This is a genomic window from Jatrophihabitans sp., from assembly GCF_036000465.1.
Taxonomy (GTDB): domain Bacteria; phylum Actinomycetota; class Actinomycetes; order Mycobacteriales; family Jatrophihabitantaceae; genus Jatrophihabitans.
In genome coordinates this window covers 117,037-140,576 of record NZ_DASYFV010000006.1, presented here as the reverse complement: position 1 = coordinate 140,576, position 23,540 = coordinate 117,037, and the positions used below count along the sequence as shown (strand labels likewise).

Sequence of the window (23,540 nt, the reverse complement as noted above, 5' to 3'; positions counted from 1 at the left end):
CGAGCGCGTTGCGGAAGGCGACGACCGGGTCGGACTGCGTGCGGTCGAGCTTGGTGGCGTCGCGCAGCAGGCGGGTGAGCGAGGCCGCCGGCCCGGTCAGGGTGCCGCCGCCAGCTGACCGCAGGCGCCGTCGATGTCCTGACCGCGGGTGTCGCGCACCGTGACCGAGACGCCGCGCACCTCGAGCCGCTCGACGAAGGCCCGCTCGACGTTCTTGGGCGAGGCGTCCCACTCGGAACCCGGCGTCGGGTTGAGCGGGATCAGGTTCACGTGGGCCAGGCGCGGCGCGAGCAGGTCGCCGAGCAGCTCGGCGCGCCACGCCTGGTCGTTGACGTCGCGGATCATGGCGTACTCGATCGAGTAGCGGCGTCCGGTCTTCGCGGCGTAGATGTCGGCCGCCTCGAGCACCTCGGCGACCTTCCAGCGGGTGTTCACCGGGACGAGGGTGTCGCGCAGCTCGTCGTCGGGTGCGTGCAGCGAGACGGCGAGGGTGACGCCGAGGTCGGCGTCGGCCAGCCGGGTGATCGCCGGGACGAGCCCCACCGAGGAGACGGTGATCGAGCGGCGCGACAGGCCGAAGCCGGCCGGCGCGGGCTCGATGAGCCGGTGCAGCGTGGCCAGCACCCGGTTGTAGTTGGCCAGCGGCTCGCCCATGCCCATGAAGACCACGTTGGAGAGCCGGCCGGGCCCGCCGCCGAGGTCACCGCGCGCCGCCGCCCGGGCCGCCGCGCGCACCTGCTCGACGATCTCGGCGGTGGACAGGTTGCGGGTGAGGCCTCCCTGGCCGGTGGCGCAGAACGGGCAGGCCATACCGCAGCCGGCCTGGCTGGAGATGCACACGGTCACGCGCTCGCGCGAGTCGCCGCGAGCCGGGTAGCGCATGAGCACGCTCTCGACGAGCGCGCCGTCGTGCAGCCGCCACAGGGTCTTGCGGGTCATGCCGTCGTCGGTGGTGGTGGAGCGCACCTCGGTGAGCAGTGTCGGCAGCAGTGCGGCCAGCTTTTCCCGCGCGGCGGCGGGCAGGTCGGTCATCGCGGCCGGGTCGTTCTCGAAGCGTGTGTAGTACTGCCGCGACAGCTGGTCGGCCCGGAACCCGGGCAGGCCCAGTTCGGTGACCGCGGCCCGGCGCGCGCCCGGATCGAGGTCGGCGAAGTGGGTCGGCGGCAGGCCGCGGCGGGGGGCGTCGAAGACGAGGGGTAGGGAGGACATCGCGCCCTCGATTGTCCCAGATCCGCGGCGCCGGGGTCGCCACGCTCAGGAGACGCCGGCGAGGAACCCTTCGATGAGCGCGGTCAGGGCCTCGGGCTGCTCGACTGTGCTGCTGTGCCCGGCGTCGGGGACGATCTCGAGCCGGGCGCCCGGGATCCGCTCGGCGATCCGCTTCGCCTTCGCGATCGGCGTCGGCACGTCGTCGGCCCCGACCACGACGAGGGTCGGCACGCTGATCCGGTCGATCTCGGCGTAGATCGGCAAGCGATCGGCCACGCCCAGCACTGCCTTGCGCATGCCGGCGCGGTCGCAGTTGGCGAGCCGCGAGTAGAACTCGGCGATCGTCGCCTGCCCGGCCGGATCCTGGCGGAACGTCGCGCCGAACATGAGCGGCGACACCTGGCTGCGCAGCACCGCCGGCATGCCCATCAGCCGGTACGCGGCTGCCAGCACCTTGTCCTCGATGCGCGACTTCGTCGGTTCGGGGTCGGCGCTGGTGTCGAGCAGGGTCAGCGACCGCAGCAGCCCGCCGTGCCGGGCGCCGAGCCGCTGCCCGACGAAGCCGCCCATCGACAGCCCGACGTAGTGCACCGGCGCTCCGCCGAGCGACTCGATCAGGGCGCGGGCGTCGTCGGCCAGGGTGTCCATGTCGTACCCGCTCGCGGCGGCCGGGGTCTGCCCCTGCCCCCGCCAGTCGAGCGTCACACAGCGGTACCGGTCGCGCAGGGCGGCCACCTGGTGGTGGAACATCCAGCCGCTGAACAGCAGGCCGTGCCCGAAGACGACAGTGGCGGCGTCGGGCCGGCCTTCGGGGACACCGGTGTCGTCGTAGTGGTAGGTGGCGCCGTTCAGCTGCGTGGTGGGCACGCGCACTCCTTCATCGGTCGGGCGGCGCCATGCCCGGGGGCAGCGCGCCGTGGTGCACGACGTGCAACCGCTGGGTCGGCCGGGTGAGGGCAACGTAGAGGTCGTTGAGGCCGCGGGGCGACTCGGCGACGATGCGAGCCGGTTCCACCAGGACCACGGTGTCGAACTCCAGCCCCTTGGCCGCGCCGACCGTCAGCACCGACACCGCCGACCCCAGCGCATCGGAGTTCACGCTGACGAGGCCGTCGGGCAGCGCGCCGCGCACCGTGGCGGCGACGTCCTCGTGCTCGGCCGCCGACGTGATGACGGCGACGGTGCCCTCGCCGGCCGCCTTCCACTCGTCGACGACGATGCCGGCCAGCTCGGCCGAGACGGCGGCGGGGCCGGCCGTGCGGGTCAACTGCGGTTCGTGGCGCCCGACCCGGGCCGACGCCGGCGCGCGCACCGACGAGCCGGCCGCGGCGAGCACGGCGGCGGCGAGGTCCATGACCTGCTCGGGCGTGCGGTAGTTGACCGTCAATTCGGCCTGGCGCCAGCGCTGCTCGACGTGCGGCGCGAGGACGTCGCCCCAGGCCCGCGCCCCGGCGGCCGAGCTGGTCTGGGCGACGTCGCCGACGACGGTGAACGACTTGCTCGGGCAGCGCCGCATCAGCAGCCGCCACGCCATCGGCGAGAGCTCCTGGGCCTCGTCGACCACGACGTGCCCGAACGACCAGCTACGGTCGGCGTTGGCCCGCTCGGCCACGCTGCCCAGCGATCCCTCGCCGAGGTAGCGCCCGGCGAGATCCTCGGCGGTGGCGAAGTCGGCGCCGCCGAATGTGTCCTGCACCTGCTTGGCGTACTCGACCTCGGCCCGCCGGTCGGCAGCCTCGCGTGCGGCGGCGACGTGGGTGGCACTGTCGTCCTCCCCCAGCAGTTCGGCCGCCTCGTCGAGCAGCGGCACGTCGGCCGGCGACCACGGGGCGGTGCGCTCGCGGCGCAGCAGGTCACGCTCGTTGCGGCGCAGGCGTCCGGCCGCCTCGGCGAGCCGCTGCGGGTTCGCGTAGAGGTCGCGCAGCAGTCGTTCGGGGCTGATCGGCGGCCAGCACAGGTTCAGCTCGCGGCGCACGTCCACCGACGCGTACAGCTCGGTCATCAGACCCGGACGGCTGTCGTCGTCGACGTCGACGCCCCGCACCTCGGCCAGCGCGCGGACCAGGTGGCGCAGCACGATCGAGACGAACGTCTGCCGCGCCTGGTTGTGCGGCTGGCGGCTGCGCCGGGCCTGCTCGCGGGCCTCGCGGACGAAGCGCGGCTGGAGCTGGATCGTCGTGCCCTCGACGTCGAGCGGGCGGCCGTGCGGCAGCAGCCGCTGGCGCCGCCTCACCGCCTCGGCGATGACGTCGGCCATCCGCAGATCGCCCTTGAGGGCCACGACCTCGGCCGCCTCGGTCGCGGTCGCGACGACCCCCGGGTAGAGCTCGCCCGGGGTCGACATCACCACCGCATCGGCCTCGCCCAGCGCCGGCAGGACCTGGTCGATGTAGCGCAGGAACACCCGGTTCGGGCCGACCAGCAGCACGCCGGAGCGGGCGATCCGCTCGCGGTTGGCGTAGAGCAGGAAGGCGGTGCGGTGCAGCGCGACCGCCGTCTTGCCGGTGCCCGGTCCGCCCTGCACGACGAGCACACCGGCGAGCGGGGCGCGGATCACCTCGTCCTGGTCGGCCTGGATCGTGGCCACGATGTCGCGCATGCGCGGGCTGCGGGCGGCGTCCAGGCTCGCGAACAGCGCACCCTCGCCGACGACCACGTGACCGCCGTCGACGCCGGCCGCCTCGAACCCGTCGAGGTCGAGGACCTCGTCCTGCACGCTCGTCACCCGGCGCGACTCGGTGGCGATCTGGCGCCGCCGCAGCACGCCGCCCGGTCGGGCCGCCGTCGCCTGGTAGAACGGTTCGGCCGCCGGCGCCCGCCAGTCGACGAGCAGTTCCTGGCGCGCCTCGTCCGACATCCCGATGCGCCCGACGTAGCGCCGGTGGCCGTCGGCGAGGTCGAGCCGGCCGAAGCAGAGCCGCTGCTCGACGTTCTGCAGGGTGCGCACCCGCTGGCCGTACAGGCGCATGAACGCGTCCCGCTCGGCCCGCGCGCCGGGCGTGCCGACGGTGCCGGCCCGCGCGGTGCTGTCGAGGGCCTGCTTGGCCCGGATCAGCAACTCGTCCAGCAACACATAGAGGCGTCCGACGTGCGCCTGCTCGACACCGATCTCGTGGGCGGCGATGCTCTCGGCGGACGGGTCGGGTACGGCGTCGGTGATGATCTGCTCCTCGTAGACGCTGCTCAGGTTAGCGGGACGCTGCCGTAGCTCGCCCGCAGCTCGTGTTTGCGCACCTTGCCCGAGGCGTTTCGGGGCAGCTCGGCCAGCACCACGATCGCGGTCGGCTTCTTGTACGAGGCGAGCCGATCCTTCGTCCAGGCCGTGAGGTCGTCGATCGTCGGCGGCGCCGCCGGGTCGGCCGGCACCACGAACGCGACCGGCGTCTCGCCCCACCGCTCGTGCTTGGCGCCGATCACCGCGACGTCGGCCACCGCCGGGCAGCCGGCGATCGCGTTCTCGACCTCGGCGCAGTAGATGTTCTCTCCGCCGGAGATGATCATGTCCTTCTTGCGGTCGACGACGTAGAGGAAGCCCTCCTCGTCGGCCCGCACCAGATCGCCCGAGTGGAACCACCCGCCGTCGAAGGCGTCGGCCGTTGCCTGCGGGTTGTTCCAGTAGCCGGCCATGAGCGACGGCCCGCGGTACACGATCTCGCCGACCTGCCCCGGCGCGACGTCGTTCATCTCGTCGTCGACGATGCGGGCGGCGATGGTCGGAACGGCCTTGCCGACCGAACCGATCTTGCGCACGGCGTCCTCGGCGGGCAGCGACGTCGTCACCGGCGACATCTCGGTCTGGCCGAACACCGAGATGATCTCGGCGTAGGGGAACACGCGCCCCATCGTCTCGAGCAGGCTGACCGTGGCCGGCGCCGCGCCCCAGGAGATGGTGCGCAGCGAGCGGCCGCGATCGGTGGCGGCGGGGTCGGCGCAGAGCACCTGCCACTGCGCCGGGACGAGGAACAGCGACGTGATGCCCTCGTGCTCGACGACGTCGAGCGTCGACAGCGCGTCGAACGGCGCCGTCGGCATGATGACCGAGGTCGCCCCGATCAGCAGCGCCGACAGCATGGACCCGATGCCCGCGATGTGGAACATCGGCACGTTGAGCAGGACGACCGCGTCGTCGCTGTGCACCGTGGAGGTGCGGATGCCCGTGATCGACTGCATGAGCAGGTTGAGGTGGGTGAGCATCGCGCCCTTGGGCAGCCCGGTGGTGCCCGAGGTGTACATGATCAGCGCGACGTCGTGCTCGCCGATCGCGACCTCGACGCGCTCGGCACCGGCCGCGGCGACGACCGCGTCGTAGGACTCGGCCTCGGCACCCCCGGCCGACGGGTCCGGTCCGGCCACGATGATGCGCGGACGGCCGGCGCCGGCCCGAACGGCCGCGGCACTCGCGGCCGCGGCGAGCGGCGCGAGCACTGTGTCGGTGACGATGACCGACGCGCCGCTGTCGGACAGGATGTAGCCCGCTTCCTCGGGCGCGAGCCGGAAGTTGACCGGCACCGCGATCGCCCCGGCCGCGTTCGCGGCGAGCACCGCCTCGATGAACTCGGGGCGGTTGGTCATGAGCACGACGACGCGGTCGCCCGGCGTGACGCCGCGTTCGTGCAGGCCGCGGGCGAAGCGACGCACGCGCTCGTCGAACCCGGCCCAGGTGGTGGTCGCACCCTCGAAGCGCAGGGCGACGCCGTCGGGGTCGGCGTGCGCGTGCCGGGCCACGTGGTCGACCCAGTGGGCGCCGCCGCAGGGCAGGTGGTGCGGTGACGTCGCGGTCGACATCGCGGTCCTCCCTGGCGGCCGGAATCGGGGGCCTGACCATCAAACACGACCCGCGCCGCCCGAGAGCCTGCGGCCCGTCGACGGTCGTCCACCCAACTTTTCTCGTCAGATCCGTCCGGGAAGATGGTTTTCCGCGGCATTTGTCGGTGTTAGCGCGCGGAGTTCCGGCGGGTACCCAGGCGGTGCGCAACTACCCACCCCGGATGCGCGTAACCGACCCAGGAGAACCCAATGCGTATCGGTGGCAGCCTGTTCCTCATCGCCCTCGGGCGATCCTGAAGTTCGCGGTCGCGACGGACAAGTCGCACGGCTTCGACATCGGCATGATCGGCGTGATCCTGATGATCGTCGGCGCCGTCGGCCTCGTGATCTCGATGTTCTTCGTGGCCAACGCGCGTCACACCACCACGCACGTCGTCGACCACCAGGCGGGCGCCCCGGTCGACCGGGTGTACTGACCTCCACCCGGCGCCACCCGGCGGAACCCCTGCCGCCCGTGACGCCGATGCACCACGGAGCGCGGCACCGTATCCCCTTGACGGTGCCGCGCTCCGCTGTTCGAACGAGGCTGTGCGGGACGGCGCGGTCCTGGCGACGGAATACCGTGGTCGGCGCCGGCGCTGCTCCTGACAGATCCTTGTCCGTCGCCCGGCCGAGAGGACGCACCGCCCGATGACCGCCACCCCCGACCTCGGCCCGCACATCGACTACGTGCCCGAGCGGGCCGCCCGCCAGGCCGAACTCCGCTCGTACGGACGGATGCTCAACCTGCTGCGGCGTCCGGTGGCCCAGCCCGCTGCGGGTCCGGCCACGCCGGCCGTCCTCGTCCCTGGCTTCATCTCCGGCGACATCTCCCTGACGATCCTGGCCCGGCACCTGCGCCGGCAGGGCCACCGCACCTTCAAGAGCGAGATCGGGGCCAACCTCGGCTGCACCGACGCGATGGTCGAGCGCCTGGTGACCCGGCTCGAGTTCGTGACCGCGGCCGAGGGCAGGCCGGTCGCGGTCGTCGGCCACAGCCGGGGCGGCATGATCGTCAAGCTGGCTGCGAGCCGGCGGCCCGACCTCGTGGCCGGTGTCGTGGTCATGAGCGCGCCGCTCACCGGCACCCTCAGCGTCGCCGCCCACGTGCGCAAGCAACTCGAACTGCTCTTCCGGCTCAACCGCCGCGGCCTGACCGGCGTGATCTCCGAGGACTGCGTCACCGGAGAGTGCGCGTCACGCATCGCCGCCGAGCTCGACGGCCCGTTTCCCGACCTCCCGTACACCTCGGTCTACACCCGCGGCGACGCGATCATCGACTGGCGCACCTGTCTCGACCCGGCGGCCGAGACGGTCGAGGTCGGCACTACGCACACCGGTATGGGCACAGATCCGGCCGTCCTGGTCATCGTCGCCGACCGGCTCGCGGCGCTGACCCCCGCGCGCTGACCCCGGCCGCCCCTCCCCCTCTCCGTTGAGTGGCGAGTTGAGCACGTCAGTGGGGCGTCGTTAAGCGCCACTCAGGGCCGGAACTCGCCACTCACCGTGAAGGGGCGGCGGACGTCAACCGACCGGGGCGAACGCCGACAGCACCAGGTACGCGACCGCCGCGCAGGGCAGCAGCGAGTCGAGGCGGTCCATGAGGCCGCCGTGCCCGGGCAGCAGCTTGCCCATGTCCTTGATCTTCAGGTCGCGCTTGATCATCGACTCGCCGAGGTCGCCGAGGGTGGCGGTGACGACAACGGCCAGGCCGAACAGCAGGCCCTTCCACCACGCCTCGTGGAACGTGAGGGTCAGGAAGGCGATGCCGGCCGCCGAGCAGGCGGCGACCGAGCCGGCGAATCCCTCCCACGTCTTGGCCTTCGACACGATCGGGGCCAGCGGGTGCCGGCCGAACAGCACGCCGGCCGCGTACCCGCCGGTGTCGCTGCACACGACGGTCGCCACGAACGCGACGACCCGGGCCGCGCCGTCGTCGGGGTGGGCCAGCAGGACCGCGAACCCGGCCAGGGTCGGCACGTACAGCACGGTGAACATCGAGGCGGCGACGTCACGGGTGTAGCCGTGCGCGCCGTCGGCAACCCGCCAGACGAGCAACCCGAGCACGGTGACGAGGACGGCCAGCACCAGCCCGCCGGGGCCGCGGGTCCACGCCGCGACCAGCACCGCGGCACCGCCGACCAGGATCGGGGTCAGCGAGGCCCGGATGCCCCCGGCCCGCAGGGCGTGGGTGAGCTCGTAGCAGGCGTACAGCACCGCGACGCCGACGAGGACGGCGAAGCTGGGCCGGTAGATGAACAGGCTGGCCAGCACGACCGCGCCCAAGCCGGCGCCCACCGCGATGGCGACCGGCAGGTTCCGGCCCGCCTTCGACGCCGGCACCGGTTCGGGGATGTCGTCGGGCCCGCCGGTCGGCTGCTCGGCCACCCAGGTGACCCCGGGCTGCGCGCCCGCGTGACGTTTCGGCCGGGTCGTCGAGATGGGTGCCTGGCCGGCCACGCGACGCGCCCGCGCCACGGCCGAGGGGGGCGACTCGGGCTCGGCCGGTCGCGGATCGTCGGAGGTCATCGAGCGGGTCTCAGACCTCGAGCAGTTCGGTTTCCTTGGCCTTGACGGCCTCGTCGATCGTCGCGGTGTAGCGCGCGGTGAGCTTGTCCAGCTCGACCTCGGCGCGATGGACGTCGTCCTCGCCCGACTCGCCGTCCTTCACGAGCTTGTCGAGCGCGTCCTTGGTGTGGCGGCGGACGGAGCGGACGGAGACCTTGGCGTCCTCGCCCTTGCCCTTCGCGACCTTCACGAGCTCGCGGCGACGCTCCTCGGTCAGCTGCGGGAACACGACGCGGATGATCTGGCCGTCATCGGTCGGGTTGACCCCGAGGTCGCTGTCGCGGATCGCCTTCTCGATGGCGCCGAGCTGGCTGCTGTCGTAGGGCTTGATGATCGCCATGCGGGCCTCGGGCACGTTGACCGTCGCCATCTGCGGGATCGGGGTCGGGGCCCCGTAGTAGTCGACGACGAGGCGGGCGAAGGCGCTCGCGTTGGCGCGCCCGGTGCGCAGGCCGCTGAGGTCGTCCCGAGCCACGTGGACGGCCTTCTCCATCTTCTCCTCGGCCTCGAAGAGGATCTCGTCGATCACCGGTCGTCCCTTTCCCTGTCGTTGCTGGCTGGCGTGGAGGCGGTCATGACGGCGCGACGCCGACGCCGACGCGGGTGCCGATGCGCTCGCCGCGCACCACCCGGGCGATGTTGCCCTCCGCCAGCTCGAACACCACGATCGGCATGTCGTTGTCGCGGCAGAGGCTGAACGCGGTGGCGTCGGCGACCTTCAGGCCGCGCTGCAGCACGTCGTCGTAGGTGATCTCGTCGAACCGGGTGGCGGTGGGCACCTCGCGCGGGTCGGCGTCGTAGACGCCGTCGACACCGCTCTTGCCCATCAGCAACGCGTCGCAGCCGATCTCCAGCGCGCGCTGGGCGCCGGCGGTGTCGGTGGAGAAGTACGGCATGCCGACGCCGGCGCCGAAGATGACGACGCGCCCCTTCTCGAGGTGCCGCTCGGCGCGCCGCGGGATGTAGGGCTCGGCCACCTGGCCCATGGTGATGGCGGTCTGCACCCGGGTCGGGACCCCCTCCTTCTCGAGGAAGTCCTGCAGCGCCAGGCAGTTCATGACCGTGCCGAGCATCGCCATGTAGTCGGCCCGGTCGCGGTCCATGCCGTGCTGCGAGAGTTCGGCGCCGCGGAAGAAGTTGCCGCCGCCGATGACGACCGCGATCTGCGTGCCGCTCGCGACGACCTCGGCGATCTGGGTGGCGATGGAGCGGACCACCTTCGGGTCGACGCCGATGCTGCCGCCACCGAAGATCTCGCCGGATAGCTTCAGCATCACCCGGCGAAAGGCGAGAGGGGCCACCTCGGAGTTGGTCATCGGCCTACCCTCGCTTCGCTCGGTACGGCCACCGAAGGACTTCTGTCTTCAGGGCTCGCTCCGCAAGCGTCGCTCATCGGCAGCCCCTCTCGTCGTCACGCTTCGAACGTCGACCCTAGCCGGACGGTCTCGGCCCGGTGTGGATCAGGTCGTGCATTCCTACCCGGAACGGGTCAGCCGACCTCGAAGTGCGCGAACTTCGTGATCGTGACGCCGGCCTCGTCGAGCAGCGCCTTGACCGACTTCTTGTTGTCGACCACGGACGACTGCTCGAGCAGGACGTTGTTCTTGTAGTACCCGGTGACACTGCCCTCGATGATCTTGGGCAGGGCCTGCTCGGGCTTGCCGTCCTCGCGGGCCTTGGCCTCGGCGACGCGCTTCTCGGTCTCGACGACCTCGGCCGGGACCTCCTCGCGGGTCAGGTAGGCCGGGCGCATGGCCGCGACCTGCATGGCCGCGGTGCGGGCGGCGGTCTCGTCGTCACCGTCGAACTGGACGAGGACGCCGACCTGCGGCGGGAGGTCCTTGGCCTTGCGGTGCAGGTAGGTCGCGACCTTCCCGTCGAGCTTGACCGCGCGGCGCAGCTCGAGCTTCTCGCCGATGACCACGCCGAGGGACTGGACGCTGTCGGCGACGGTCTTGCCGTCCTTCAGCGTCTCGCCCAGCAGCGACTCGACGTCGGTGGCCGAGGAGTTCGAGAAGTGGGCGACGATGTCGCCCGCGAGCGTCTGGAACTGCTCGTTCTTCGCGACGAAGTCGGTCTCGCTGGCGAGCTCGATCATCGCGCCCTCGGCCGCGGCGACGAGGCCGTTGGAGGCCTCGCGCTCGGCACCGCGCTTCTGCGCCTTCGCCTCGCCCTTGACCCGCAGGACCTCGAGCGCCTTGTCGAAGTCGCCGTCGGCCTCGTCGAGGGCCTTCTTGCACTCCATCATTCCGGCGCCGGTGGCGTCGCGGAGCCGCTTCACGTCAGCGGCGGTGAACTGTGCCATTTCATTGCTCCACAGAGTCGCTCGGTGGCCGGGTGGCCACCGGGTCGGGGATTCGGTTCGGGTGCGAGCGTCAGGCCGAGGGCGCGGCCGGGGCCTCGCCAGACGGCTTGAGCAGCTCGGCCTCCCACTCGGGCATCGGCTCGTCGGTGGCGACCTGACCGGTGGGGGCCGCGGCCGGCTCCGGCTTCTCGTCACGACCGGCGTTGGCGGCGGCGGCCGAACGGGCCATGAGGCCCTCGGCGACGGCGTCGGCCACGACCCGGGTCAGCAGGGCGGCGCTACGGATGGCGTCGTCGTTGCCGGGGATCTTGTAGTCGACCTCGTCGGGGTCGCAGTTGGTGTCGAGGATCGCGACGACCGGGATGTTGAGCTTGCGCGCCTCGCCGACGGCGATGTGCTCCTTCTTGGTGTCGACGACCCACACCGCGCTGGGCACCTTCGTCATCTCGCGGATGCCGCCGAGGGAGCGGTTGAGCTTCGTCATCTCACGGGTGAGGAGAAGCTGCTCCTTCTTGGTGGCGACGCCCTCCCAGCCGGCCTGCTCGCGGGCCTCGAGTTCCTTCATCCGCTGCAGCCGCTTGAACACGGTCTGGAAGTTGGTGAGCATGCCGCCGAGCCAACGCTGGTTGACGTAGGGCATGCCGACGCGGGTCGCCTGCTCGGCGATCGACTCCTGGGCCTGCTTCTTGGTGCCGACGAAGAGGACCGTGCCGCCGTGGGCGACGGTCTCCTTGATGAACTCGTACGCCTTGTCGACGTAGGTCAGCGTCTGGTGCAGGTCGATGATGTAGAGCCCGTTGCGCTCGGTGAGGATGAAGCGCTTCATCTTCGGGTTCCAGCGGCGGGTCTGATGGCCGAAGTGGACGCCCGACTCGAGCATCTCCTTCATGGTGACGACGGGCATGCCGACGTCCTCCTTGCAGTGTCGTGCGCGCGGATGTTGCACCGCACGCGGCCTCGGTTGTTGCGAACGGGTCAGGTGACCCGTCTGCCCTGGTGCCCGGTGTCGCGGTCAGGGGGCCGGACCGGGGTGAGCCGGGTCGGACCGAGGCTGGCCGCCTACCTTCTTCTTGCGTTCAGAAGGCGGGCACGCGAAGTCAGCCCGATTGCTCAGGCTGCGGGTCCGAGTCTAGCCCCTGCGGTGAGCTGCTCCGACCACCGGCAGCCGCCCTCAGGCCCCGGCGGCCGCGGGGTCGCGACGGGCCAGGGCGGCCGCCTCGGCCCGGCTGCGGACGCCGAGCTTGGCCAGGATGTTGCTGACGTGCACGCTGACCGTCTTCTCGCTGATGAACAGCTTGGCCGCGATCTGGCGGTTGGTGCGGCCGTCGACCAGCTCGGCCAGCACGTCCCGCTCGCGGTCGGTGAGCGCGGTGAGGCCCTTCCCGGCGCTGCTCGCCGCCCCGGGCTCGGCCTTGCGGCGCGGCCCGGCGGGCACCTGCAGGGCGGCGAGTTCGGCGAGCACCGGGCGCGCGCCCATCTGCTCGGCCGCGGCGCGGGCCAGGGCAGCGACCTCGGCGGCCTCGGCGGTGCGGCCCGAGGCCCGCAGCGCGGCGGCGTGCCGGGCCCGGGACCGGGTGGTCTGCACCTGCTCCCCGTAGTCGAACTCGGTGACGGCGTGCTCCCACGCGGCGACCAACTCGTCGGCGGGCGGGGCGTCGACCCCGGTGAGCCAACGCAGCCGGGCCCACTCGGCCTCGAGTCGGGCCACCCAGGCGCGCCCTTCGCGGCCCATCCGTCGCCCGGGCGGGAGCCCGCGCTCGGCGCTCGTCCGGCCGTCGTCGACGAGCCGGGCCCCGGCGGCGGCGAGCTCGGCGTGCTGCGCCTGCGGGGCGCTCGCCGCCGCGGCGGACAGCACGCCCAGGCCGAGGGCGGCGAGCTGGATGCGGGCGAGGAACCAGGGGTTGAGCCAGAGGGTCGTGAAGATCTCGACGAGCTCGTCGATCAGCGCCAGGGCGGCCTCGTGGTCGCCGCGCTGCTCGTGGATCTCGAGGGCGGCGAGCCCGGCGTACAGCGGGATGCGCCCCTCGCGGCGGAAGTGCGGGCGCAGGGCCGCGACCTGGTCGAGGACCGAGGTGTCGCCCCGGCCGGCCCGGACGAGCATGGCGGTCGAGCCGAGCACGCCGGCACCGATCGGGGTCGGCTGGTCGGCCGAGACGTCGAGGGTGGCGAGCGAGGCCGACCAGTCGCCGCGCAGGTACTGGGTCGTCGCGAGCATCGCCCGGGCCATCAGGCCGAAGTTCTCCCAGGTGCGGCCGGTCTCGACGGCCCGCCGCTGCGTGTCGCGGTAGGCCGCCTCGGCCTGCTCGAGGTCGCACTGCTCGTACCAGAGGGTGGCCAGGTTGTACATCGTGCGCAGCTCGGACGAGACGTCGCCCGAGGCCCGCGACTGCTCGGTGACCTCGCGCAGCAGGCGGGCCGCCTCGTCGGGGTCGCCGCTCCGGCGCTCGATCATGGCCAGGCTGGAGCGGGCATCGGTGTCGGCGGCCCGACTGCCGGTGCGGCCGGCGGCCTCGAGCGCCTCGCGGGCCGAGCGCAGGGCCTCGACGTCGCGGCCGAGGTACATCGCCACCCGGGCGTGCAGCGCCAGGGCCCGCGCCCGGAACGGGGTCGGCGGCTCGGCCGGGATGAGTGACACGGCCTCGGCGATCTGGCTGAACGCCTCGACCCCGATCTCGTTGCTGATGCTGGCCGTGACCAGGGCGACGAGCAGGGTGGCGCGGTCGAGGTCGGGCGCGTCGGCCGGCAGCTCGGCCAGGGCGGCGCTCGCCAGCTTGACCCCACGCAGCCCGTGCCCCGCGGCGTCGGCCGCCTCGACCGTGGCCAGCGTGAGGTGCGGGCGGTCGAGGCCGGGATCGGCGATGCGCGGCTGCAGCTCGAGCGCGGTCTCGAAGTGCTGCAGCGCCTCCTGCGGTGCGGCCAGGGCCATCGCCTCCTCCCCCGCCTCGATGCTGGCCGAGAACGCGGTGGCGAGGTCGTGCGAGGCCCGGGCGTGGCGGGCGAGCTCGGCCGGGCGCCGGGTCGGTGTGGCCGCGAGCGTGTCGGCGTACGCCGCGTGCAGGCGCACCCGCTCGCCCGGCAGCAGGTCGTCGTAGACCGCCTCGGCCAGCAGCGCGTGCCGGAAGGTGTAGCCGCGCCCACTGTCGGTGAGGTTCAGGACATGGCTGTCGATGGCCTCGCGCAGCGCGTCGTCGAGCCGACGGCCGGGCAGCTGGGCGACCGCCTCGAGCGTGGTGTGCGAGACGCGCCGCCCGGCCACCGCGGCGATGCGGACGACCTCGCGCGCCTCCTCGCCGAGCCGGTCGAGGCGCACGAGCAACAGGTCGGCCAGCTGCCAGGGCAGTTGCCGGGCATCGGTGCACTGCACGGTGGCGGCCAGCAGTTCCTCGGCGAAGAACGCGTTGCCGTCGGCCCGGGTGACGATGCCGTCGACATCGGCGGCGTCGAGCGGCTCCGGGTGGATGCCGCGGACCAGGCTGCGGATCGATTCCGGCTCGAGGCGGTCGAGGTAGAGGCGGCTCACCGACGGCAGCCGGGACCACTCGGCGAGCGTGCGCCGCAGCGGATGGCGCCGGTGGAGGTCGTCGCTGCGGTAGCTCGCGATGATGGCCAACCGTTCGCCGTCGAGGCGGGTGAAGAGGTAGCCGACGAGGTCGCGGGTGGCCTGGTCGGCCCAGTGCACGTCCTCGAGGAACAGCGCGACGGGCCGGTCGGCGGCGAGCGCCGCCAGGGCCCCGTGGACGGAGTCGAACAGCTCGCCGCGCTCGACCCGGTCATCGACGGCGGGCCCCTCGCCCGCCCCGCGCCGCGGCAGCAGCCGGGCCAGCGCCGGGAACGTGGTGAGCAGGCGGTCGACATCGTCGGGACGCTCGGCCGCGAGGCGGGTGAACGCCTCGCTGAACGGCAGGTATGGAGGTGGGGTGTCGCCGAGGTCGACGCAGTGGCCGACGAGGCAGAGCAGCCCGGAGTCGACGGCCCGGCCCATCAGTTCGGACAGCAGGCGGGTCTTCCCGACCCCGGCGTCGCCCCCGAGCACCAGGGCGGCGGCGGTGCCGGCGCGCGCCGCCGCGACGACCTCGACGAGGTCGGCGAGTTCATCGGATCGACCGACGAGCGGGGCGGAGGTGCGGGCCACGGACCTATCTTCGCCTGGACCGCCGACAACGTTTCGGGCGGCGGGTCCGGCGCACTCGATCAGGTCGAGACACCAGGCCGCCGCGGTGTCGTCGACGGCGCCGGTCGGTGCAGCCACGGGCGGTCTCCTCGATCGGGTGAGCGGTCTGCTCCTGGGCACGATGCGCGTCTGAGGTGGGGGCCGGCATCGGGAGAATGTCGTATTCGGCGGCTCCGCGCCGGCGGCCCTGTGGACGGCGCGTCGTCATCCACAGGCGCGCACTCGACCGCCCGGCCCGCCGGCCGCCGCGCGACGCTGGCGCGATGAGCCGAACGGTCCTCGCCCTGCTGCTGGCGGCCGGGGTGCTGGCGCCGGTCGCCCACGCGCCGGCCCGCGCGCCGCGGGTGGGGGCGCCCGCGCTCGTTCCGGCGAGCTCCGCCGTCCTGACGTACGTCGCTCCGCTCACCGGTCCGCTGCGGGTGCTCCGACCGTTCGATCCGCCGGCCACGCCCTACGGGCCGGGTCACCGGGGGGTCGATCTGGCCGCGGCCGTCGGGGCGGCGGTGCGCAGCGCCGGGCCGGGTGTCGTGACCTTCGCCGGCTCGGTCGCGGGGCGCGGCGTGCTCGTGGTCGTCCACCCCGACGGCATCCGCACCGAGTACGAGCCGGTCGATGCACTCGTCCCGGTCGGCGCGAGTGTGCGCGGCGGCCAGGTCGTCGGCCGCATCTCCGGCGGGCACCGCGGCTGCGCGCCGCAGTCGTGCCTGCACTGGGGCGCACGCCGCGGGCCGGTCTACCTGGACCCGCTCACCCTGCTGCGGCCGCTCGCCCCGGTGCGCCTGCTCCCTTGGCCGCGTCCGGGCTGAGCCGGGTGTCAGGCGCGGGGGTGGGCCTGCTGGTAGGTGCGGCGCAGCCGCTCGACCGACACGTGGGTGTAGATCTGCGTGGTCGCCAGGTTGGCATGCCCCAGCACCTCCTGCACCGTGCGCAGGTCGGCGCCGCCCTCGAGCAGGTGCGTCGCCGCGCTGTGCCGCAGCCCGTGCGGGCCGAGATCGGGCGCGCCGGGAACCGCGGCCGCCCGCCGGTGCACGATGCGCCGCACGGCTCGCGGATCGAGGCGCGCGCCGCGGGCGCCGAGCAGCAGGGCCGGACCGCTGCCCTCGACGGCGAGCGCCGGCCGCCCCCGCTCGAGCCAGTCGCCGAGCGCGTCGTCGGCCGGTCGGCCGTACGGCACGGTGCGCTCCTTGTTCCCTTTGCCGAGCACCCGGAGCACACGCCGCCGGCGGTCGACGTCGTCGACATCGAGCCCGACGAGTTCGGACACGCGGATGCCGGCGGCGTACAGCAATTCCACGACGAGGCGGTCGCGCAGCATCACCGGCTCGGCCGACTCGGAGTCGTCGGCCGCCATGAGCGCCTCGGCCTCGTCGGCCCGCAGCACCGACGGCAGCGTGCGGTGCGCCTTGGGGCTGGCCAGCAGCTGACCCGGGTCGTCGGGCACCAGGCCGGAGATGTGCGCCCAGGCCGAGAACGTGCGCAGCGCGGCCGACCGTCGAGCCATGGTGGCCCGCGACGCCCCGCGGCTGCGCTGCACCCCGAGCCAGCTCCGCAACGTGGCGAGATCCATGTCGGCCACGGTGCGACCGCCGAGACGGGCCAGGTGGTCGAGGAAGCCGACGAGATCGCCCAGGTAGGCCCGCACGGTGTGCGCCGAGCGGTTGCGTTCGAGGGTCAGGTGCCGCTCGAAGGCGGTGGCGGCGGCGGCCAGTTGTTCGGGCAGGCCGGCCCGCAGCGCGACGTGGTCGACGCGCTCGGCGGATCCGGCCCTGGCTGCCATCCGATGACCGTCCGCGATGGCCGACCTCGGGTCAAGGCGACGCGCGGGACGCGGGTCGGCCGGAGCCGATCCACGGCGGACCGCGGCCAGGCCTGGTCGGGGTGGGGTTCGACCGGACCCGGCCACGGCGACCGGGACGTCGGCACGCAGGCCGACGAATCACCCCTCCTCCTGGGAACGCCACCGACCGGCTGGGGTGTCTTCTCAGTGTCATCAAAGGTCTCGGACGCAGCCAGGGACTCAGGTCCCGGGGCGTGATCATTTCGACCCCACTCCCGCGCGCCGCGACCCGCGCGGCACCGCCCGGGCGATCCGGAACCGGCCGTCGTCGCCCTCGACCAGGCCGGCGAGTTGCAGCGCCGGCAGCGACCGGATCACGTCGAGGGTGCTCACCCCGCTCGACACGGCGAGCTCGTCGCAGCTGACCGCTCGGCCGGCGCGGAAGCCGTCGAACACGCTGCGACTCACGTCGTCGAGCAGGTCGAGGCGGGCGCGGAGGTCGTCGGCCGACACCTCGTGGGCGGGGTCGCCGATCGGGACATCGCTCGACGAGCCGATCAGCGCCAGCACGTCGGCGACGCCGGTGATCAGGCGCGCCGGCTGCACGTCGGCGTTGATCAGGGCGTGACACCCGGCCGACACCGGCGAGGTCACCGGGCCCGGCACCGCCATCAGCGGCCGCTGGATCCGGCGGCAGTGCCCGGCGGTGTTCGACGCCCCCGAGCGCAGCGACGCCTCGACGACGACCGTGCCGGTGGCGAGCGTGGCGATCAGGCGGTTTCGGGTCAGGAAGCGGCGGCGCTGCGGGGTCGAGCCCGGCGGGCTCTCGGACACGACCAGCCCGGTCGCGGCCGCCCGCTCGTACAGCCCCGCGTGCGACGGCGGGTAGGGCGAGTCGAGGCCACCGGCCGAGATCAGCACGGTCGTCCCCCCGGCCGCCAGGGCACCGCGGTGGGCTGCGGCGTCGATGCCGTAGGCCCCGCCGGACACCACGGCGAATCCGCGGCGGGTCAGCCCGTGCGCGAGGTCCATCGCGACCTGTTCGCCGTAACGGGTGGCCGAGCGGGCGCCGACGATGCCCACCGACCGGACCCCGAGTGAGGCGAGGTCGGCCGGCCCGGTGACCCACAGCGCGAGCGGCGGGATGGGCTCGCCCGACGGGGACTGCGTCTTCTGGCCGTGCTCCCACTCGTGGAGCCGTTCGAGCGCAGCCTGCTCGAGGGCGGACATCGCGAAATGCGGCCACTCGTCGGACTCGGGCACCACGAGGCGCAGACCGTGCCGGGCGGCGGCCTCCAGATCGGCCTCCGGGTCGGCGGTGAGTCGCCGACCCGCGGTGGCCTGCGCGACCTCGTCGACGACCCGCTCGGCCCGGATCATCCGCACCGCCTCGACCGGCCCGACGTCGCGGACCAGCTTCCAGAGCGGCACGCACGCCGGCTCGGCCACCCGGTTCAGGAACGCCCGCGCGAGCAGGATGTCGTCGCTCACGCCGCCCACGACTGCACCCGCCCCGTCCGGAAGAAGATGGCCTCGGAGACGTCGGCCGGGCTGGGCGAGAGCCGGTCGCCGAGGTCGGCGATGGTCCAGGCCAACCGCAGTACGCGGTCGAAGCCGCGGGCGCTGAGCACGCCGCGCTCCAGGCAGGTCTCGGCCTCGGCGAGCACCCGGTGCGGCGGCAGCCACTCCGAGGAGCGCAGCACCGACCCCGGCACCGCCGCGTTCACCGACCACCGGGTACCCCGCAGCCGCTCGGCCGAGCGGGCCCGCGCGGCGGCGACCCGCTCGGCGACCTCGCGCGAGCTCTCGCGAGGACCGAAGCCGTCGAACAGCTCGGCGTGCGCGACCGGCTCGACCTGTACCCGCAGATCGATGCGGTCGAGCAGCGGGCCGGACAGTCGCTGCTCGTGTCGCCTCTTCGCCTGCGGCGCGCACGTGCAGTCGGCCGAGCGCCGACCGCAGCCGCACGGATTGGCGGCGAGGACCAGCTGGAACCGGCTCGGGTAGCGGACCGCCCCGCCGCCGCGGAGCAGCACGATGTGCCCGCCCTCGAGCGGCTGCCGCAGCGCGTCGAGGGCCTGCGAGCTGAACAGCGGCGCCTCGTCCAGGAACAGCACGCCGTGGTGGGCCAGGCTGATCGCGCCCGGGCTGGCCAGCCCGGAGCCGCCGCCGACGAGCGCCGCCATGGACGCGGTGTGGTGCGGGGCCTGGAACGGCGGGCGGGTCACCAGCCCGGCGCGGCCCGCCAGCTGACCGGCGATCGAGTGCACCGCGGTGACCTCGAGGGAGGCGTCGTCGTCGAGCGGCGGCAGCAGGCCGGGCAGTCTCTCCGCGAGCATCGTCTTGCCGGCGCCGGGCGTGCCGACGAGGTACAGGTGGTGGCCGCCGGCGGCCGCGATCTCGAGGGCGCGCTTCGCGATCGCCTGCCCGGCCACATCGGACAGATCGGCGCCGGCGGAGGGCGGCTCGTCGACGGGTGGCTCGGCCGCGACCGGCTCGAGGGCCGGCCCCTCGCCGGTCAGCCAGGCCACGACCTCGGCGAGGTGATCGGCCGTGCGCACGTCGACCTCGCGGACCAGGGCCGCCTCTTCGGCATTCGGCCGCGCGACCACCACCCGGCGGGCACCGGCGCGCACCGCGGCGACCACGGACGGCAGGACCCCGCGAACCGGACGCAACCGCCCGTCGAGGCCGAGCTCGGCGATCCACACCGCGTCGGCGACCGCCGCCGCCCGCACGTGCCCCGCGGCCGCCAGCACGGCAATGCTGATCGCGAGATCGAACCGCGACCCGACCTTGCGCACGTCCGCCGGCAGCAACGCGACGGTGATCTTGCGATTCGGCCACTCGAGTCCGGAGTTGGTCATCGCGGCCCGCATCCGGTCGCGCGACTCGACGACCGACGAATCCGCCCGGCCGGTGAACGAGAGCCCGGGCAGGCCGGCCGAGATGTCGCACTCGACCTCGACGACCTGGCCGTCGATGCCGGTGAGCGCGACCGCCCGGGTCTTCGCCAACCCCATCAGAACGCCCCGCGCAGGTGCGCGACATCCGGCGCGCCGGACGGACGTCGCACCACCGTCACGACGTCGAAGCGGATCGAGTCCCAGAACCAGTCCGGCGTGCGGTTCTCCTCGATCCAGCGCAGCGCCAAGCGACGGATGCGGGCGGCCTTGGCCGCCCCGATCGCCTCGGCGGGGTCACCGTAGGCCCGCGACGACCGGGTCTTGACCTCGACGAACACGAGGGACCCGCCGTCGCGCGCGACGATGTCCAACTCGCCGTCACGACAGCGCCAGTTCCGGGCCACGAGCGTCAGACCGGCCGCCCTCAACCGGTCGGCCGCGACCTGTTCCCCGAACCGTCCGACCGCATCCTTGACTCGCATGAGGCCACCGTGCCGGACCGTCCCGGCCCGGCGCCGGGGTCGACGAGGTCCTGTGGACAACGTCGGCGGCGGGGATTGGCGCACCCTCGACGAGTGCGGCGTCAGTCCGGCCCGTCGCCGTACTCGGCGCTCGGCCCGACCTGACGCAGCGGCCGGCGCCGGGCGGGCGTGCCGTGCCGCACCGCCCGCGCCTTCCCGCCGGGCAGCGCCAGCAGCGCCCGGACCCGTTCGGCGACGTCGTCCGCGACGGTCAGCGACACCCGCCCGGCAACCGGTTGCGCCTCGACCGCGCCCGGGCACCGCTCGCCCGCCACCGACCGAGCCGCCGGCGGCGCCAACCCGGCGGCCCGCTCCGCCACCGCGAGGCGTGCGAGGAGGTGCCGGACGGTCGCCGGGGTCAGACCGGACCGGTCGGCGATGATCGCGTCAGCGGTTCCGGCGGCCCGATCGGTCACCACCGCGAGCCAGGTCAGCAGGTCGGTCCGGGTGCCCTGCAGGAACGTCGCGTTCAGGACGGAGAACTGCCGCCGGCAGCCTCGGCACCGCCAGATCCGCCGGGCCGACCGGGCGCCGGTGGAGGTGGTCCGACCGACACCGTCGACCGGGGTGAGCAACCAGGCGCCGTCGCGGGCGGCGCAGTGCGGGCAGTCCGCGGGAACGCCGCCCGGCCAGCGCAGGCGTTCGAGGAATCGGTAGGCGTCGGCCTCGTCGGCCAGGGTGGTCGGCACCCGGCGGTCAGCTGCCGAAGCCGCCCTTGTCCGGCAGGGACAGGTCGGGCTTGTCGAGCTCCTCGATGTTGACGTCCTTGAACGTCACCACCCGCACCGTCTTCACGAATCGGGCCGGGCGGTACATGTCCCACACCCAGGCGTCGCGCATCGTCAGCTCGAAGTACACCTCGCCGTCGGTGTTCTGCGGGCGCAGGTCGACGTCGTTGGTGAGGTAGAACCGGCGCTCGGTCTCCACGACGTAGCTGAACTGGGCCGCGATGTCCTTGTACTCGCGGTAGAGCTGGAGCTCCATGTCGGTCTCGTAGTTCTCGAGATCCTCGGCACTCACGACCTGCCCCCTCCGCGCCCGTCCCGGGCGATCATGCGATCTCGGCGTCGCTGTCGGCATATGAGCCGGGCCCGCCGGCCGCCCAGCCATTCTCCCCCACCGCCGCCAGTCCCCGCGCGCGCAGGGCCCGCCGGACGTTGACGTAGCGGCGCCGGTGCTGCGGGCACGGCCCCCATTCGGCAAGGGCGGCCGAGTGGCTCGCGGTGATGTAGCCCTTGTGCCGGTCGAACTCGTACTGCGGCCAGTCGTCGTGCATGCGGGCCATGATCGAATCCCGGGTCACCTTGGCCAGGATGGACGCGGCCGCGATGCAGGCCACCGTGGCGTCGCCCTTCCACACCGCGGTCGACGGGATGCCGAGGCCGGGCACCGGGAAGCCGTCGGTGAGCGCGTAGTCCGGCGCCGGGCGCAGGGTGCCCAGAGCGCGGCGCATGCCGGCCAGGTTGGCCACGTGCAGCCCGTAGGCGTCGATCTCGCTCGCCGGGATGATGATCACCGAGTGGGCCAGTGCCCGCGCGAGGACCTCGCCGTAGAGGCGCTCCCGCGTGGCCGCGGTGAGCACCTTCGAGTCGTCGAGCCCGTCGATCCGCCCGCGGCGACCCGGCGGCAGGATGCAGGCCGCGACGACGAGCGGTCCGGCGCAGGCGCCCCGCCCGGCCTCGTCCGCCCCGGCCACGGCCTCGAAGCCGGCCCGGGCCAGCGCGGACTCGTAACCGCCGAGCGGACCGTCGCGGCGCACGACCAGTCGCGGGGGTCGGAACGTCAACCCGCTGGGACGTTGGGTGGTGGCCATGGCCGGGCCGACGTTACTCGCGGCTAGCGCCGTCGGCGGCGCCGCCGCACCAGGAACAGGGGCACGACGGTGGCCAGCGAGAGCGCGCCGGGCACGGCGGCCGCGCCGGCCCCCATGGCACTGCTGTCGAAGGTCGTCGGCGTGCCGAGCGTGCTCCAGCGCGACGGCGGCCAGGCGATCACGAACGCCTTGCCGATGACGTCGCCGACCGGGACGGTGCTCGCCGTCGGGTCGCAATTGGCGTCGTTGACGGTGCCCTCGGGACCGCCGGGCGTGCAGTGGAAGCGCGAGTCGGCCGAGTCGGTGCGGTGATCGCCCATGACCCAGAGCCGCCCCTTCGGGACGGTCACCGGGCCGAACGCCACCTGGTTGGCCGACTCGGTGGCGGGGGCGTAGACGTAGGGCTCGGTCAGAGTGCGGTACGGCCCGCTCGGACCGTGGGTGCTGATCATGACGTGGCCCGCGGCGTCACCCTTGACCGTCTGGCCGCCGACGGCGATGACCCGCTTGACGAGAACCTGGCCGTCGGGCGGGACGAAGCCGACGAGCTGGCCGAAGCCGCGGATCGTCCGGGTGATGGGGTTGCTCGGCGGGGTGCTGGCCGGTTCGGAGTCCCAGCCGGTCGGCGCGTGGAACACCACGATGTCGCCCGGGTTGGGATCGCCGATGTCGTAGGCCGGCTTGTTCACCAGGATGCGGTCGCCGTGGCAGCCGGTGCAGCCGTGCAGCGTCTTCTCCATCGAGTCCGACGGGATGTAGAACGGCTGGACGACGAAGGTCTTGACGATGATCGCGATGCCGATGGCCAGCGCGACGAGGGCCGGGAGTTCCCACCAGGGCGCCTTGCGGTGCTTCTTCTCGTGCTTGAGGCGGCGGCGCCGAGCCAGACGGGTCTCGCGCTCACCCTCGACGGGTGCAGCGGGCGCTCCCGGCGCAGCGTCCGCCGGCGTGGGGGCCGGCGGCATCGGCGCAGCGGCCTCCGGCTGGGCCGGGCCGGACACGGGCTCGCCGTGTCCCGCCCCTTCTTCGCTCATATACCTGGGTCAGCCCCGGGTCAGCGCGCGACGGTCTCGCGCTTCTCCTTGATCTTGGCCTTCTTGCCGCGCAGGTCACGCAGGTAGTACAGCTTCGCGCGCCGGACGTCGCCGCGGGTCATGACCTCGATCTTCTCGATGACCGGGGTGTGCACCGGGAAGGTGCGCTCGACGCCGACGCCGAAGCTCACCTTGCGGACGGTGAAGGTCTCGCGGACGCCGCCGCCCTGGCGGCGGATGACCGCGCCCTGGAAGACCTGGATGCGGGACCGGCTGCCCTCGATGACCCGCACGTGAACCTTCAGCGTGTCGCCGGGGCGGAAGTCGGGGACGTCAGTGCGCAGCGAGGCGGCATCGATCGTGTCGAGGGTGTTCATGTCGCAGCTTCGCTCTCGATCTGTGTCTAGTCGGTCGTGTGGTTCCGGCGGCG

At 73.4% G+C, this 23,540-nt stretch carries 22 protein-coding genes; 3 read left to right on the top strand and 19 right to left on the bottom strand.

Features of this window, described 5'->3' with window-relative positions; translation table 11 throughout:
• Nucleotides 1–96: 96 nt before the first annotated feature.
• From rlmN to VGN18_RS01980, 4 genes are all read right to left on the bottom strand, one after another.
• Nucleotides 97–1,209, bottom strand: a complete 1,113-nt coding sequence (gene rlmN / locus VGN18_RS01995) for a 23S rRNA (adenine(2503)-C(2))-methyltransferase RlmN (protein ID WP_327537951.1) — start codon at nt 1,207–1,209, stop codon at nt 97–99.
• A gap of 45 nt (nt 1,210–1,254) precedes the next feature.
• The gene (locus tag VGN18_RS01990) at nt 1,255–2,076 is read right to left on the bottom strand and encodes an alpha/beta fold hydrolase (protein ID WP_327537950.1); all 822 of its coding nucleotides are present in this window, start codon (nt 2,074–2,076) and stop codon (nt 1,255–1,257) included.
• Between the two features lie 10 nt (nt 2,077–2,086).
• Nucleotides 2,087–4,282, bottom strand: coding sequence for a HelD family protein (locus VGN18_RS01985; RefSeq protein ID WP_327537949.1), 2,196 nt, complete (start codon nt 4,280–4,282; stop codon nt 2,087–2,089).
• A gap of 110 nt (nt 4,283–4,392) precedes the next feature.
• Nucleotides 4,393–5,994 (bottom strand): long-chain-fatty-acid--CoA ligase, encoded by a 1,602-nt coding sequence (locus VGN18_RS01980; protein ID WP_327537948.1) that lies wholly within the window; start codon nt 5,992–5,994, stop codon nt 4,393–4,395.
• 323 nt (nt 5,995–6,317) lie between these two features.
• On the opposite strand from VGN18_RS01980, the gene VGN18_RS01975 reads away from it, so the two are divergent.
• Entirely contained in the window at nt 6,318–6,452 is a 135-nt protein-coding gene (locus VGN18_RS01975; RefSeq protein WP_327537947.1) for a hypothetical protein, read from the top strand.
• A gap of 214 nt (nt 6,453–6,666) precedes the next feature.
• Nucleotides 6,667–7,425: a lipase family alpha/beta hydrolase gene (locus VGN18_RS01970; protein ID WP_327537946.1), complete on the top strand. Its 759-nt coding sequence runs from the start codon at nt 6,667–6,669 to the stop codon at nt 7,423–7,425.
• Nucleotides 7,426–7,539: 114 nt separating this feature from the next.
• Here the strand turns inward: VGN18_RS01970 and VGN18_RS01965 are convergent, their stop codons facing one another.
• From VGN18_RS01965 to VGN18_RS01940, 6 genes are all read right to left on the bottom strand, one after another.
• Nucleotides 7,540–8,544, bottom strand: a complete 1,005-nt coding sequence (locus VGN18_RS01965; protein ID WP_327537945.1) for a phosphatidate cytidylyltransferase — start codon at nt 8,542–8,544, stop codon at nt 7,540–7,542.
• Nucleotides 8,545–8,554: 10 nt separating this feature from the next.
• Entirely contained in the window at nt 8,555–9,112 is a 558-nt protein-coding gene (gene frr, locus VGN18_RS01960; RefSeq protein WP_327537944.1) for a ribosome recycling factor, read from the bottom strand.
• 43 nt (nt 9,113–9,155) lie between these two features.
• Nucleotides 9,156–9,899 (bottom strand): UMP kinase, encoded by a 744-nt coding sequence (pyrH, locus tag VGN18_RS01955; protein WP_327537943.1) that lies wholly within the window; start codon nt 9,897–9,899, stop codon nt 9,156–9,158.
• 173 nt (nt 9,900–10,072) lie between these two features.
• Nucleotides 10,073–10,888, bottom strand: a complete 816-nt coding sequence (gene tsf / locus VGN18_RS01950; RefSeq protein WP_327537942.1) for a translation elongation factor Ts — start codon at nt 10,886–10,888, stop codon at nt 10,073–10,075.
• A 70-nt stretch (nt 10,889–10,958) separates the two neighbouring features.
• On the bottom strand, nt 10,959–11,792 hold the full coding sequence (gene rpsB, locus VGN18_RS01945) for a 30S ribosomal protein S2 (RefSeq protein WP_327537941.1): 834 nt from the start codon (nt 11,790–11,792) through the stop codon (nt 10,959–10,961).
• A 267-nt stretch (nt 11,793–12,059) separates the two neighbouring features.
• Nucleotides 12,060–15,137: an ATP-binding protein gene (locus VGN18_RS01940; protein ID WP_327537940.1), complete on the bottom strand. Its 3,078-nt coding sequence runs from the start codon at nt 15,135–15,137 to the stop codon at nt 12,060–12,062.
• Nucleotides 15,138–15,322: 185 nt separating this feature from the next.
• Between VGN18_RS01940 and VGN18_RS01935 the strand changes: the two genes are divergently transcribed.
• Complete coding sequence (locus tag VGN18_RS01935; protein WP_327537939.1) at nt 15,323–15,865, top strand: M23 family metallopeptidase; 543 nt, start codon at nt 15,323–15,325, stop codon at nt 15,863–15,865.
• Between the two features lie 8 nt (nt 15,866–15,873).
• Here VGN18_RS01935 and VGN18_RS01930 read toward each other — a convergent pair whose 3' ends face one another.
• From VGN18_RS01930 to rplS, 9 genes are all read right to left on the bottom strand, one after another.
• Nucleotides 15,874–16,779 carry a tyrosine recombinase XerC gene (locus VGN18_RS01930; protein ID WP_414655006.1) on the bottom strand — a complete coding sequence of 302 codons (906 nt, stop codon included), beginning with the start codon at nt 16,777–16,779 and terminating at the stop codon, nt 15,874–15,876.
• Nucleotides 16,780–17,094: 315 nt separating this feature from the next.
• Nucleotides 17,095–18,327: a DNA-processing protein DprA gene (gene dprA / locus VGN18_RS01925; protein ID WP_327537937.1), complete on the bottom strand. Its 1,233-nt coding sequence runs from the start codon at nt 18,325–18,327 to the stop codon at nt 17,095–17,097.
• Entirely contained in the window at nt 18,324–19,859 is a 1,536-nt protein-coding gene (locus tag VGN18_RS01920) for a YifB family Mg chelatase-like AAA ATPase (RefSeq protein ID WP_327537936.1), read from the bottom strand. Before VGN18_RS01920 ends, dprA begins: the two co-directional genes overlap by 4 nt.
• On the bottom strand, nt 19,859–20,224 hold the full coding sequence (locus VGN18_RS01915; RefSeq protein WP_327537935.1) for a YraN family protein: 366 nt from the start codon (nt 20,222–20,224) through the stop codon (nt 19,859–19,861). The genes VGN18_RS01920 and VGN18_RS01915 overlap by 1 nt, the downstream gene beginning before the upstream one ends.
• A gap of 101 nt (nt 20,225–20,325) precedes the next feature.
• Complete coding sequence (locus VGN18_RS01910; protein WP_327537934.1) at nt 20,326–20,952, bottom strand: transposase; 627 nt, start codon at nt 20,950–20,952, stop codon at nt 20,326–20,328.
• Nucleotides 20,953–20,959: 7 nt separating this feature from the next.
• Nucleotides 20,960–21,283: a DUF2469 domain-containing protein gene (locus tag VGN18_RS01905; RefSeq protein ID WP_327537933.1), complete on the bottom strand. Its 324-nt coding sequence runs from the start codon at nt 21,281–21,283 to the stop codon at nt 20,960–20,962.
• 31 nt (nt 21,284–21,314) lie between these two features.
• A complete protein-coding gene (locus tag VGN18_RS01900) occupies nt 21,315–22,076 on the bottom strand; it encodes a ribonuclease HII (RefSeq protein WP_327537932.1) in 762 nt (253 codons plus the stop codon).
• 23 nt (nt 22,077–22,099) lie between these two features.
• A complete protein-coding gene (gene lepB, locus VGN18_RS01895; RefSeq protein ID WP_327537931.1) occupies nt 22,100–23,077 on the bottom strand; it encodes a signal peptidase I in 978 nt (325 codons plus the stop codon).
• A gap of 53 nt (nt 23,078–23,130) precedes the next feature.
• Nucleotides 23,131–23,487 (bottom strand): 50S ribosomal protein L19, encoded by a 357-nt coding sequence (gene rplS, locus VGN18_RS01890; protein ID WP_327537930.1) that lies wholly within the window; start codon nt 23,485–23,487, stop codon nt 23,131–23,133.
• Between the last annotated feature and the right edge of the window lie 53 nt (nt 23,488–23,540).

Excerpts from the sequence above, each read along its gene's own strand:
- rlmN (WP_327537951.1), bottom strand. The coding sequence starts at position 1,209 with ATGTCCTCCCTACCCCTCGTCTTCGACGCCCCCCGCCGCGGCCTGCCG.
- VGN18_RS01980 (WP_327537948.1), bottom strand. The coding sequence starts at position 5,994 with ATGTCGACCGCGACGTCACCGCACCACCTGCCCTGCGGCGGCGCCCAC.
- VGN18_RS01975 (WP_327537947.1), top strand. The coding sequence starts at position 6,318 with ATGATCGGCGTGATCCTGATGATCGTCGGCGCCGTCGGCCTCGTGATC.
- VGN18_RS01970 (WP_327537946.1), top strand. The coding sequence starts at position 6,667 with ATGACCGCCACCCCCGACCTCGGCCCGCACATCGACTACGTGCCCGAG.
- VGN18_RS01965 (WP_327537945.1), bottom strand. The coding sequence starts at position 8,544 with ATGACCTCCGACGATCCGCGACCGGCCGAGCCCGAGTCGCCCCCCTCG.
- pyrH (WP_327537943.1), bottom strand. The coding sequence starts at position 9,899 with ATGACCAACTCCGAGGTGGCCCCTCTCGCCTTTCGCCGGGTGATGCTG.
- tsf (WP_327537942.1), bottom strand. The coding sequence starts at position 10,888 with ATGGCACAGTTCACCGCCGCTGACGTGAAGCGGCTCCGCGACGCCACC.
- rpsB (WP_327537941.1), bottom strand. The coding sequence starts at position 11,792 with ATGCCCGTCGTCACCATGAAGGAGATGCTCGAGTCGGGCGTCCACTTC.
- VGN18_RS01935 (WP_327537939.1), top strand. The coding sequence starts at position 15,323 with ATGAGCCGAACGGTCCTCGCCCTGCTGCTGGCGGCCGGGGTGCTGGCG.
- VGN18_RS01920 (WP_327537936.1), bottom strand. The coding sequence starts at position 19,859 with ATGGGGTTGGCGAAGACCCGGGCGGTCGCGCTCACCGGCATCGACGGC.
- VGN18_RS01915 (WP_327537935.1), bottom strand. The coding sequence starts at position 20,224 with ATGCGAGTCAAGGATGCGGTCGGACGGTTCGGGGAACAGGTCGCGGCC.
- VGN18_RS01900 (WP_327537932.1), bottom strand. The coding sequence starts at position 22,076 with ATGGCCACCACCCAACGTCCCAGCGGGTTGACGTTCCGACCCCCGCGA.
- rplS (WP_327537930.1), bottom strand. The coding sequence starts at position 23,487 with ATGAACACCCTCGACACGATCGATGCCGCCTCGCTGCGCACTGACGTC.